We start from the raw sequence: 12126 nt of genomic DNA, 5'->3' as shown, positions 1-12126 counted from the left end.
GGTAAAATGCCGTCCTTTGAAATCGTTCATCGCAACTGACCTTGACAGTACATGAGCCCAATCTTGGAAACCGTGTCAGAGTTTGCAACAGAGCCAGCTGCCGCAGGGTTTCGGGCAAGCTTTCGTAGGCCGTTTCGCCGTTCGCCCAGACGGTATCGCCGCCGGCTTCGGGAATGGTGATCGCGCGCAGGATCGAGCCCTTGGGATAGGCATCTACGAACGTCACGTCGGTATGCCAGCTCGAGGCGGCGTAGCCTTCCTTGCTGTCGAGTTCGAGCAGGTAGCGCGAACCCTCGGCCACCGGCACGGTGGGATGTGCCACCGGATCGCCGAAAAGCGAGGCGAAGCCTTCGTGGCGTGCGTCGTCCAGTTCCTTCTGGCCACGGAAGAAGACGACCTTGTGGCGCACGACCGCGTCCTTGATCGCCTGCACGGTCTCCGCGCCGAGATCGCCGGAAAGGGTCACCCCGCGGATTTCGGCACCGATCGTCCCGGTGATCGGAACGATGTCGAGCGGGGAGTTCGGGTCCTTGGCATTGGCATAGGTGGTGATGGCATTCATGTGGGTTACTCCTGCTTGGGGTAAGGATTTGGGGTGTTATTCGGCGGGCTGGAGCGCGGGGTCGGCGGCGGTGTCCAACTGGCGGCGAATGGCGTTGTGCTGTTCGGCATCGAGCGCGAAGCCCGATATGACGGCAGCGGAGATGGCATGGGCGAGGGCAGGTCCGGTCGCGAAGACAAGCAACAGGCCGTTCAACGCCTCAGGAGAGTTTGCGGCGGACTTCGGATCGAAGCCCAGCCACGCGATCAGCGGCAGGGCGATGCCTGCGGCAAGCGCACCGCCGATCTTGTCGGCCAGGGCAAAGACTGAATAGTAAAGGCCGGCGCGCTCCTCGCCGGTCTCGGCGCGGTGCTTGTCGGCAACGTCGGCGACCATCGAGCGCAGCATGATGTTGCCTGAGCCCTGTGTGATCCCCTGAGCAAAGGCGAGCGCAAGGACCAGCCAGAACCGGTCGGGCGTGGTCAGCACCAGCGCGAGGTTGATCAGTGCCTGCAGCACTTCGGCGAGAATGGCAGCCCGGCGCTTGCCCAGGGATACACCGATGCGCTGCCAGATCGGCGCGGCGAGCATGCCGAAGGCGTATTGGAACAGGAACAGTCCTGCACCCCATTCAGGCCTTCCGAGATAGAAGGTCACGTAGAACAGCAAAAGCGTCGTGCGGATGCCCTGTCCTGCCCGGACTGCGGCGTCCGAAGCGAGGACGCGCAGCAGCAGCGGGTTGCCGAGCACCGCGCGCGCGGCGGCCAGTGGCGACAGCGGGAGTGCCAGAGCAGCAGGCGCGCTGTCATCGCGATTGGACAGCGTCAGCCACAGCGCCGGGATAGCGGCAGCGAGGACAAGCGAACCGAACAGCGTCAGTTGCAACTGACCGTCACCGGGTCGCAGATGCTGGGCGAGTGCCGCCAGCGCAAGGGCACCTACCAGCGCAATCGACTGCCACAGTGTAAAGGTTGATGCCGCGCGGGTCCGGTCGTGATAGCCGGTGGCGATCTCGCCGCTCCACGCCAGCAGCGGCGTGGAGAGAAGCGCAAGGCCGATGTAATAGGCGGCCAGTGCAGCAATCAGCCAGCCAACGCCGAGGTTCGCAGGCGGGAAGAACAGCATCGCGCTGCCAGCGACGAACAAGGATCCCCCGCCCGCTACCCACGGTCGCCGCCTGCCGAAGCGGCTCTGCGTGCGGTCGCTCAATGCGCCGACTATCGGGTCGAGCGCGCAGTTGAGCAACTGACCCGCCAGATACAGCGTCCCTACCAGCGTGAGTGGCACGCCATAGTCTCGCGCAAGAATGGCGGGGAGCCAGGCAGCAACTGGCTGAGCAGCAGCGGTGACCGGCACGTAGATCGCAGCAAGGCGGTGGTAGCTACCAGAAGGCGAACTGACGGGGGATCCTGTTGTCATGCGGCCAGCCTCACAGTCGCGTCCGCAACGTCACACCATAAGTGCGTGGCTCGCCCACCTGGGCAGTGACCACGCCGGTGTTGGCGGCGGAGAGGTTGAGGAAATAGTCTTCGTTGAGCAGGTTGCGCGCCCAGACCGACAGGTCCCACAACCCGTCGTCGGTCTTCAGCCCGATGCGCGCATTGGCGATGCCGAAGCCCGGAACCTGCGCCCATGCGGAGTTGGTTGCCGATGTATTGAAACTCGAGCGGTGCGCGTAGTCGGCGTGGGCGTAAAGGCTCAGTTCGCGCCCGCCGAGCTCACCCAGCGGCGTGTTGCCGTCGACACCGACTGACCATGCGAACTTCGGAACGCCCGAAAGCGGTTTGCCTGACAGGTCCTGGATACCGCCGAGGTTGAGGTTCTCCACCGCCTGCGGTGCGTTGTCGTACTCGACGTATTTGGCGTCGGTGTAGCTTGCCGATGCGGTGAACGAGAGACTGTCGCTGGCCTGGAAGGCAAGGTCGCCCTCAACTCCGCGCGAACGCACCTTGGGGATGTTCGCGATGTATTGGCGCACGTTGACGGTGTTGGGCACCTGTTCGGTGATTGCCGTCTGATAGTCGCGGATCTCGGTCCAGAACGCAGCAGCATTGAAGGTGGCGCGCCGATCGAGGAACTGGGATTTGAAGCCCAGCTCGAACGCATCAACCTTTTCCGGGGCGACTTCGGGCGCAATGCCGGCGGGCAGCGCCGTCAGGTTCAGTCCGCCCGACTTGTTGCCGCGCGAATAGCTGCCATAGACGCTCGCGTCCGGCGCAACCTTCCAGTTCAGCGTGACCAGCCCTGACAGGCTGTTGTCGCTGAATTTCGTCGCGAAGCTTGTCACCGGGTTGAACTGGGTGCGGATCGCGTTGATCGCGGTGACCTGCGCCGGGGTGAAGCCGGAAAGATCGGCACCATGCACCCAGAACTGGCTGAACGCGCCCGCCTTCTTCTCGTGCGTCCAACGCAGGCCGGTGGTCAGCGTCAGGGCATCGGACAGGTGCCAGTCGGTCTGCCCGAACAGCGCGAATGTGCGCGTTTCCGGCGTCGAGGTCGAATTTGCCTCGAACCCGTTCAGCGCCGCATTGGCGAGGGTCTGGTCGGCCGCAGGCAGGTTCCACTGCGCGGCAGCCGAGCCATAGCGGGTGGCGCCATAGCCCTTGACGACCTGCCAGAAGTAGTACGCGCCGATCACGTAGTCGACGGTGCGGTTGCCCTTCGAGGCAAGCCGCAGCTCCTGGCTGAACTGGCGCTGGCGGTTGGCTTGCTGGGCCTTGGTGGTGATGGGCAGCGAGGTGCTGTCGCCATCGTTGGCCGGGTTCCAGTCCCACCAGCGATAGGCGGTGATGGAGGTCAGGGCCGCGCTGCCGAAGTCCCAGTTGGCCTCGCCCGAAACGCCATAGCCCGCCATGTTCGACTGGTAGTGGCTATCGGCCTCGCCGATGCGGTCGAACGGCCTGAAGGCGGGGAGGGTGTAGCCAGGGAACCGGGCAGCTCGCAGGGCAAAGTTGTTGGGTATCGTCGCGCCATTGGCATAGGTCGTGTGCAGGTCGGCGAAGACCGAGAGCACATGATCCTGCTCCTGCTTTGCGTAGTCGCCGATGATGCGCACCTCGAAGTCCGGGTCGGGCGTCAACAGCAACTGGCCGCGAATGCTCTCGTTGCGGTAGTTCTGGGCGCGGGTATTGGTGGTCTTGTTGAACAGGAAGCCGTCGTTCCCGCTGATCGCGCCGGAGATGCGCACGGCGAGCAGATCGGGCAGGATACCTGCCGAGGCCGAAGCCCGGATTTGCCGGAAGCCGTAATTGCCGATGCTCGCCTCGCCCGAAAGCTCGGGATCGAAGCTCGGCTTGCGCGAGGTGATGTTGATGACGCCCGAGGTGGTGTTCTTTCCGAACAGCGTGCCCTGCGGACCGCGCAGCACTTCGATGCTCTGCAGGTCGACGAGGTCGAACTGCGAAAGCCCGACGCGGCCGTAGTAGACGTTGTCGATATAGAAGCCGACGCCGTTCTCGAGTCCGTCGTTGGTCAGCGCGACGTTCGAGCCCAGGCCACGGATGTTGATGTTGGTATTGCGCGGATTGAAGCTGAACACCTGCAGGCTCGGTACCTGCTGCTGGATCTGGCCGAGGGTGAAGTCGCCACGCCTTTCCAACGCGTCGGCGCTGATCACGCTGATGGCGACCGGCACGTCCTGGACATCCTCGTCGCGGCGGCGCGAGGCGGTGACGACGATGGCTTCACCGGCCTCGCCGGCGTCTTCGGCAGCAACTGCCGGAACCTCGACATCGGCAGGCTGCTCGGCGGCGAAAGCCGGAGCCGCGCCGATGAGCGAGCCCAAAGCCACGCCTGCAAGGATAAGCTGGCGCTGCTTGAAGAGAAAAACCCTGTTCATTCCATTACTTCCCTGAACCCAAGTGGCTTGCCGCGTCGGGGCGGCGATTGAAGGCAGCGGGAACGGGCACGGCTTCGCGCACGGGGTCGCCGGGGGCGACGCCGCAAAGGGCAACGATCGACTGTTGCAGGGACGCGGGATACCGGGCCAGTTCCGCAAGGTCGGAGCTGGTTAGCGGTCGCATGACGCATTCCTCCGGGCGGCGACCGCAAGGGCCGCGCCGAACTGGCGTTATGGTGAGAGAGGCGGGCGAGAGCGGACCGCGCCCGGTCGGGGCGGCAGGTCCGTCAATCGTGTCCGGTGGTTTGCGCGCTCTAGGCGCGCGTCATGGGCTTGTGCATCGTATCACCTCTTGATTGGAGGGGAACACGATGCCTGGCGCCGTCGCCCCAGCATCGCGCGCTTTAGCGGTTGTTCACGCGGAGCAAGCTGCTTCCCATCAAATGCCGCGGATCAGGACCCTGGATGTGCAGGCCGACCTGATCGTCGGATGTCCTGGGGGTTAATCTCTACTTATCCGGTTGAGTCTTCTCGGTCAACCCGGGCCTCACCCGTTCGGCGCAAAAGGAAAACTTCCCGACGGACAAGATGAATTGTCTATCGATGTAATAGACATTGATGGGGCTGGCGATAAGTTCATATTGCCTTACGCGACCACGCGCGGGTCCACCTGCAACTGCAATCACGGACCGCACCATGACCTCGACCTACAGTCTTACCCGCCGCGCGACCCTTGCAGGCGCCGCCGCCACTCTGGCCGTCGGCTCTGTGCCCGCGAATGCCCGCAAGCGCGTGCGGCAGCCCAACATCCTCTACATCATGGCCGATGACCTCGGTTACGCCGATCTGTCCTGCTATGGTCGCCGCGATTTCGAGACGCCGGTGCTCGACAAGCTGGCGGCGCAGGGCCTGCGTTTCACCAATGCCTACGCCAACAGCGCCGTCTGCACGGCCACGCGCGTCGGCCTGATCACAGGCCGCTATCAGTATCGCCTGCCCGTTGGCCTCGAGGAGCCGCTGGCCTACCGGCCCAACATCGGCCTGCCGCCTTCGCATCCGACGCTGCCGTCACTTCTCGCCAAGGCTGGCTATCGCACCTCGCTGATCGGCAAGTGGCATCTTGGCAGCCTCCCGGACTTCGACCCGATCAAGAGCGGCTACCAGTCTTTCTGGGGCATCCGCAGCGGGGGCGTCGACTATTACACCCACGCCACCAGCAACGGTCAGCCCGACCTGTGGGATGGTCCCACGCCCGTCGACAAGGCGGGTTACCTGACCGACCTGCTTGCCGACCGCGCGATCGCGGAAATCCGCCAGGCGTCGTCAGTTAAGGCGCCGTGGTTCATGTCGCTCCACTTCACTGCGCCGCACTGGCCGTGGGAAGGGCCTGATGACGCCAGCGAATCCACTCGGATTGCCGGACTGAAGGACCCCAAGGCCCTGTTCCACTTCGACGGCGGCAGTGCGGCGATCTACGCCGCCATGGTCCGCCGTCTCGATTACCAGATCGGGCGCGTACTCGAAGCCCTCAAGGCAAACGGCGCCGAGCAGGACACCATCGTCGTCTTCACCAGCGACAACGGCGGCGAACGCTTCTCCGACACCTGGCCCTTCAGCGGCCGCAAGACCGAACTGCTCGAAGGCGGCCTGCGCATCCCCGCCATCGTCCGCTGGCCGGGTGTCACCACGGCCGCGACGACCAGCGATGCGCAGATCATCTCGATGGACTGGCTGCCGACATTCCTTGCCGCCGCCGGTGCAGCGCCAGATCCTGCATTCCCCAGCGACGGCGCAGACATCGCCGCCGCCTTGTCGGGCCGTGTTTTGCCCGAACGCACGCTGTTCTGGCGCTACAAGAACCACGCCCAGCGCGCTGCCCGTCGCGGCAACCTCAAATACCTGAAGATCGGCGGGAACGAGTTCCTGTTCGACGTCTTTGCCGACCCTCTCGAGCGGGCCAACCTGAAAGACCGGCAGCCCGAAGCCTTCACCTCGCTCAAGAAGGCGTGGGAGGACTGGAACGCCCGAATGCTGCCGCTGGATGCGCAGTCCTACACCCACGGTTTCGGGCCTGGCGAACTAGCGGATCACTTCAACCCCGAACTCTGACAAGCCTCCGGCAGCCGGCAACATTTGGCATTGCTGGGAAACACTTGTCTTGAAAGCAGAAACATTGCATCAGCCGTCCAACCGGGTCAGCGCAACCTCCCGGTCAAGCGCAGCGCGCGCTCAAGTGTTGCTTCATTGGACGGCCGCTTGGCCGCGATGGAGCCTGCCTTGAAGTCGTTCGCGTTCCTTTTGCCAGTTGCTGTCACCGCAGTTTATCTACCGTCCGGCAGCGCACTCGCCGACACGCCCCGGCTCCAATCCATGCTCGGCGCGCCGCCGAATATCGCGGTCAGCGGCTCGGTCCGTCTGCGCTACGAGACCCTGACCGGACAGCCGCGCGTAAACCTGCCGCCCGCCGACGAGCAGCTCGCGCTTCGCACGACACTGGCCATCGAATACAAGGCCGCGCCGAACATCCGCATCGGCGCGGAGATGTTCGACAGTCGGGCCTGGCTCGGCAAGCCCGGCAGTTCGGTCAGCGCCAACGACGTCAACACGCTCGAAATCGTGCAAGGCTATGTGGCCGTCGATCTTGCGCCCGCACAGGGCACCAGGCTCACGCTCGAAGCCGGGCGTTTCGTTCTTAACCTCGGCTCGCGACGACTGATCGCGGCAGACGACTATCGCAACACCACCAACGGCTACACCGGCCTGCGCGCGGACCTCCAGGCAAGTGATGGCACCGCTGCTATCTTGATTTACACCCTGCCGCAGATCCGCAAGCCCGATGATCAGGCATCGGTGTTGTCCAACCGCCATGGGTTGGACCAGGAGAGTTTCGACCTCCGGCTCTGGGGTGGTCTGGTCTGGCATCCCAGGACCGTCGTAGGTGCCATGGCAGAAGCATCCTACTTTCGCCTGCAGGAGCGCGACAGCCCGTCACGCGCCACGCGGGACCGCAACCTCCACACCGTTGCCGCACGCCTGATCCGCGAGCCGAAGGCTGGCAAGCCCGATTTCGAGATCGAGGGTGCATGGCAGTTCGGCGACGTCAGCGAGACGACGCGGCCCGGTGCCCGCAAGCTCGATGTCGATGCTTGGTTCATCCATGCGGATGCGGGTTACATGTTCCCCGGCCCGGCGCGGTTGCGGGTGTCAGTCGAATACGATTACGCCAGCGGCGACGGTCCGGGCGGCACCTACGGCCGCTTCGACACCCTGTTCGGCATGCGTCGCGCCGACTTCAGCCCCGCAGGCGTGCTCGCCGCCATCAGCCGCACCAACATAGAAAGCCCCGGCGTCCGCGCCGAAGTTGCACCCGGCAAAGGCTTCGACGCGTTCGTCACCTACCATCCGCTTTGGCTCGCCGAAAAGACCGACAGCTTCGCCACGACCGGCGTGCGCGATGCGAGCGGCAAGGCAGGCTCCTTCGCCGGTCACCAAGTGGAAGGCCGAATGCGCTACTGGATCGTGCCTGGCTTCCTGCGCGGGGAGATCAATGCCTTCTGGCTCGCCAAAGGACCGTTCCTTCAGCTCGCACCCAACGCCATACGCACGGGCGACACAAGTTATTTAAGCACCGCGGTCCTAGGCTCAGGACCCATTGATTGGTTGAGGGTGATGTGATTCAGGCTCCGCGAGGAGACTGAGCATGAGTGACCTTTATTGGCTGACGGACGAGCAGATGGCGCGTCTTTCACCCTATTTTCCCAAGAGCCACGGCAAGCCCCGGGTGGATGACCGGCGCGTGCTGAGCGGGATCATCTTCGTCAACCGTAATGGGCTGCGCTGGCGTGATGCGCCCCGGGAATACGGTCCGCACAAGACGCTCTACAACCGCTGGAAACGGTGGGGTGAGATGGGCGTGTTTGGCCGGATGATGGAGGGGCTGTCTGCCCAGAGAGCCGAACCCCAGACCGTCATGATCGATGCTACCTATCTCAAGGCCCACCGCACGGCTTCCAGCCTTGGGCTAAAAAAGGGGGCCTCGGCCGCCTGATCGGGCGGACCAAGGGCGGCATGAATACCAAGCTTCACGCCGTCACCGATGCCAACGGCCGACCCTTGAGCTTCTTCATCACGGCAGGACAAATCAGCGATTACACCGGCGCGGCAGCCCTGCTCGATGATCTACCCAAGGCGCAGTGGATGCTGGCTGACCGGGGCTATGACGCCGAATGGTTCAGGGACGCGCTCGAGCAAAAGGGCATCACGCCTTGCATTCCGGGTCGAAAATCCCGTTCTTTTCCCGTCAAATACGACAAGCGCCGATACAAACGCCGAAACCGCATCGAGATCATGTTTGGCCGCCTGAAAGACTGGCGCCGAGTGGCAACCCGCTACGACCGCTGCCCAACCGTCTTCTTCTCCGCCCTCGCTCTCGCAGCCACCGTGCTCTTCTGGCTATGATCAACGAGTCATCGTGTAATTGCGGCTGCTTCCCTCGGAGCTCGGTTGGGGCGCACACTTCTGGTTGTCGAATCCTGAAGGAAGGAAGCAGCCATGAAGCACTATGCCGGATTGGACTTGTCGATGGAATCCACGCAGGTCTGCATCGTTGATGACAATGGTCGGAAGGTCGTGTCGGAGAAAGTGGAAAGCTCTCCGGAGGCGATCGCCATGATGCTGGAGCGATACGGTCCAATCGAGCGGGCGGTGATCGAAACGGGCCGCATGTCGCCGGCGATCTGCCTTGGCCTGCGTGAACTGGGTGTCCCGGTAGTGTGCATTGATGCCCGCCAGGCCCACCAGAGCCTCAAGGCAATGAAGGCGAACAAGACCGACCCTCACGATGCCGCCGGCCTCGCACAGTTGGCACGCACCGGCTTCTACAAGGAGGTGCATGTCAAATCTCCGGCAGCGCATGGCGTTCGCAGCGTCATCACCGCACGCAGCCATCTGGTTGAAGCGCGCGTCCGGCTCGACAACACGATCCGCGGTCTCTGCGCCACGTTCGGCTATCGGCCCGGCGCAGGTCAAGGGAAGGCCTTCCTCGAACGGATCATGCAGGCCGCCCACATCCCGGGCCTTGGCGACGCCATCGCATCCTTGCTGTCCGTGCGCGCAGAACTGGTCGAGCAAATCAAGGAAATGGACCGCCGCCTGCGTGTCATCGCCAGCCAGTCACAGGCTTGCGAGATCCTGATGACCATCCCAGGCGTCGGCGTTCAGACCTCAGCCGCCTTCGCCGCTGCAGTGGATGAAGCGGGGCGTTTCCGACAATCGCGCAATGCCGGCGCCTACTTCGGCCTTGTGCCCCGACGTCATCAGTCGGGTGAGCTCGACTGGACAGGCAGGATCACCAAACAGGGAGATGGGACCGTGCGCAAGCTGCTCTACGAAGCTGCCAACTCGATCCTCACCCGGAGCCGTGAGACCTTCAACCTGAAAACATGGGCCATGAAGATCGCCAAGCGTCGCGGCTTGAAGAAAGCCCGTGTCGCACTCGCCCGTCGGCTCGCGGTCATCATGCATGCCATGCTGCGCGATGGCACTTTGTTCCAGGCGTGAGGTAGGATAGAACCTGTTGTCAAGCGAAGTGAGAAACTGACCCCCTTCCGAATCTGAGAACTGACCCCCTCTGGGTTTGACAAGAGGAGGGACAGATGACGACAGGTCCATCAGAAATCCCGGCACAGGCGATTGCTGTGCAGGGAGAAGAGATGCTTCAACCGGACGAGGTGGCCGCGATGGTGCGGCTGCATGAACTTGGCTGGGGAGCCAAGCGGCTGTCGAAGGAATTTGGCTGCGCGCGCAACACGGTGCGCCGCTACCTTCGCGCCGGCGGTGTCGTGCCGTTTGCCAAGGCACCGCGCAAGTCGGCCTTTGACGGCTTGGATGACTGGCTTCGCGAACGGTTCTTCCGGCACAACGGGAATGCCGATGTTATCCGCCAGGAGCTGGCGAGCGAGCACGGGATCGTGATTGGGCTGCGTTCTGTCGAGCTGCGGGTCCAGCCCTGGCGGCGCGAACTGAGGGCGCACAAGAAGGCGACGGTGCGCTTCGAGACGCGGCCAGGGCATCAGCTTCAGATCGACTTCGGCGATACCAAGGTCTGGATCGGCGAAGAGCGGATCAAGATCCACCTGTTCGTGGCGACGTTGGGTTACTCGCGGCGGATGCATATCCGGCCTTCGCTTCGGGAGCGGCAGACGGACTGGTTCGAAGGGATGGAGGGCACTTTCCTGCGGTTCGGCGGCGTGCCGACCGAGGTCCTGTTCGACAACGCGCGGGCACTGGTCGACCACCATGATGCGGCGACCCGCGAGGTTCGGTTCAATGCCCGGCTCCATGCCTTCGCGCGCTACTGGGGCTTCAACCCGAGGGCGTGCGCGCCATATCGGGCGCGAACGAAGGGGAAGGATGAGCGCGGCGTCGGCTACGTAAAGCGCAATGCCATCGCGGGCCGCCGCTTCGCGAGCTGGGGCGCCTTTCTTGCCCACCTCGATCAATGGAACCGGGAGGTTGCCGACGTGCGCGTTCACGGCACCACTGGTGAACTGCCAATCGTGCGCTTTGCCGATGAGGCGAATGCCCTGCGTCCGCTCAGCGGACGCGCACCGTTCGGCCAGCTGCGCGACCTGGCCCGCAAGGTGCGCTCTGACTGCGCGATCGACCTCGATACCAACAGCTACTCGGTCCCGTGGCGTCTCGTCGGCGAGACGGTCCAGGTCGTGGTTTTGGGTGGTCGCGTCATCGTCCGCCACGCTGGCGAGGTTGTAGCTGATCATGCCCAATGCGAGGGTCGCCGTCAGCGGGTCATCGAGCGGGCGCATCTGGCTGGGCTCGTCGGGGCCGCGCCTGCGCGCGCCACAATGCCGCCGGTCGCGCCGCCGGCGCTGTTGCGACCGCTCGCCGAATACGAGGCTGTCGTGGGAGGGGCATGGTGATGGCACTCGATCACGAGACCCTCATCGCCATGCTGGACCGGCTGAAGCTGACGGCAATCCGCGATCAGCTGGATACGCTGCTCGACGAGGCCGCACGCTCGGACATGACCTTGCGCGAAGCGCTCGCGTTCCTGGTAGGACGCGAAATCGCTCGGCGCGACGAACGCCGGATCTCCATGGCGAGCAAGATCGCCCAGTTCCCCTTCGTGCGCGAACTCGACGGCTTCGAGTTCGATGCGCAGCCCTCGCTGGATCCAGGGCAAATCCGGGAACTGGCGACGTGCCGCTGGATCGCGCACGGTGACACGACGCTGTTCCTGGGGCCGCCCGGGACGGGGAAAACGCACTTGGCGGTGGCGCTGGGGCGTGAGGCGATCCGGCAGAACTACTCGGTCCAGTTCGTCACGGCAGCAACGCTCGTGGCCCTTCTGGCCAAAGCCCACATGGACGGGAATCTCGATAAGCAACTCACGTTGCTGAGCCGGCCGAAACTGCTGATCATTGATGAACTCGGCTACTTGCCGTTCGAAGCCGATGCGGCTCACCTGTTCTTCCAGCTGGTATCGCGCCGTTACGAGAAGGGATCGATCCTGATCACCTCAAACCGTTCGGTCGGGGAATGGGGCAGCGTGTTTGGCGATCCGGTCGTCGCAACCGCGATCCTGGATCGCCTGCTCCACCACTCCACCGTGATCACCATCCGCGGGGACAGCTAGGGGTGACTACACGAAAGTGACGCATCCGCACGCTAAGCGCGAACGTATGGTGAACGTTACGCGGCGAGCAACGAACTGATGGCGCGCAGTGGC

General features: G+C 63.9%; 9 protein-coding genes and 1 pseudogene. 6 read left to right on the top strand and 4 right to left on the bottom strand.

From position 1 onward, the window contains the following. From IQ35_RS19985 to IQ35_RS19970, 4 genes are all read right to left on the bottom strand, one after another. On the bottom strand, nucleotides 1-562 hold a 562-nt coding region (locus IQ35_RS19985; protein ID WP_242003423.1), incomplete at its 3' end, for a TauD/TfdA dioxygenase family protein. Nucleotides 563-598: 36 nt separating this feature from the next. Then, nucleotides 599-1960, bottom strand: a complete 1362-nt coding sequence (locus IQ35_RS19980) for an MFS transporter (protein WP_092960293.1) — start codon at nucleotides 1958-1960, stop codon at nucleotides 599-601. Between the two features lie 10 nt (nucleotides 1961-1970). Next, entirely contained in the window at nucleotides 1971-4379 is a 2409-nt protein-coding gene (locus tag IQ35_RS19975) for a TonB-dependent receptor (protein WP_092960295.1), read from the bottom strand. Nucleotides 4380-4383: 4 nt separating this feature from the next. Beyond that, the gene (locus IQ35_RS19970; RefSeq protein ID WP_039336458.1) at nucleotides 4384-4563 is read right to left on the bottom strand and encodes a hypothetical protein; all 180 of its coding nucleotides are present in this window, start codon (nucleotides 4561-4563) and stop codon (nucleotides 4384-4386) included. Nucleotides 4564-5075: 512 nt separating this feature from the next. Here IQ35_RS19970 and IQ35_RS19965 point away from each other — a divergent pair. From IQ35_RS19965 to istB, 6 genes and pseudogenes are all read left to right on the top strand, one after another. Then, complete coding sequence (locus IQ35_RS19965) at nucleotides 5076-6488, top strand: sulfatase-like hydrolase/transferase (RefSeq protein ID WP_092960297.1); 1413 nt, start codon at nucleotides 5076-5078, stop codon at nucleotides 6486-6488. A 168-nt stretch (nucleotides 6489-6656) separates the two neighbouring features. Continuing rightward, nucleotides 6657-8054, top strand: coding sequence for an alginate export family protein (locus tag IQ35_RS19960; protein WP_242003422.1), 1398 nt, complete (start codon nucleotides 6657-6659; stop codon nucleotides 8052-8054). Between the two features lie 25 nt (nucleotides 8055-8079). Then, nucleotides 8080-8837 (top strand): IS5 family transposase gene (locus tag IQ35_RS19955; RefSeq protein WP_092960299.1). Its coding sequence is split into 2 segments (ribosomal slippage): nucleotides 8080-8398 and nucleotides 8398-8837, totalling 759 coding nucleotides; the frame shifts between segments, so codons are not numbered across the junction. 93 nt (nucleotides 8838-8930) lie between these two features. Further along, on the top strand, nucleotides 8931-9938 hold the full coding sequence (locus IQ35_RS19950; protein ID WP_092960301.1) for an IS110 family RNA-guided transposase: 1008 nt from the start codon (nucleotides 8931-8933) through the stop codon (nucleotides 9936-9938). Nucleotides 9939-10033: 95 nt separating this feature from the next. After that, complete coding sequence (istA, locus tag IQ35_RS19945; protein ID WP_092960303.1) at nucleotides 10034-11317, top strand: IS21 family transposase; 1284 nt, start codon at nucleotides 10034-10036, stop codon at nucleotides 11315-11317. Further along, nucleotides 11317-12030, top strand: a pseudogene (gene istB / locus IQ35_RS19940) (IS21-like element helper ATPase IstB); the annotation flags it as partial. The gene istA and the pseudogene istB, both read left to right, overlap by 1 nt. Nucleotides 12031-12126: the final 96 nt, after the last annotated feature.

The sequence above is a fragment of the Sphingobium wenxiniae genome, from assembly GCF_007830065.1.
In the GTDB taxonomy this organism is placed as follows: Bacteria; Pseudomonadota; Alphaproteobacteria; order Sphingomonadales; family Sphingomonadaceae; genus Sphingobium; species Sphingobium wenxiniae.
This window is presented reverse-complemented; position numbering and strand designations above follow the sequence as displayed.

Coding starts and splice junctions, on each gene's coding strand:
- IQ35_RS19980 (WP_092960293.1), bottom strand. CDS start 1,960: ATGACAACAGGATCCCCCGTCAGTTCGCCTTCTGGTAGCTACCACCGC.
- IQ35_RS19975 (WP_092960295.1), bottom strand. CDS start 4,379: ATGAACAGGGTTTTTCTCTTCAAGCAGCGCCAGCTTATCCTTGCAGGC.
- IQ35_RS19970 (WP_039336458.1), bottom strand. CDS start 4,563: ATGCGACCGCTAACCAGCTCCGACCTTGCGGAACTGGCCCGGTATCCC.
- IQ35_RS19965 (WP_092960297.1), top strand. CDS start 5,076: ATGACCTCGACCTACAGTCTTACCCGCCGCGCGACCCTTGCAGGCGCC.
- IQ35_RS19950 (WP_092960301.1), top strand. CDS start 8,931: ATGAAGCACTATGCCGGATTGGACTTGTCGATGGAATCCACGCAGGTC.
- istA (WP_092960303.1), top strand. CDS start 10,034: ATGACGACAGGTCCATCAGAAATCCCGGCACAGGCGATTGCTGTGCAG.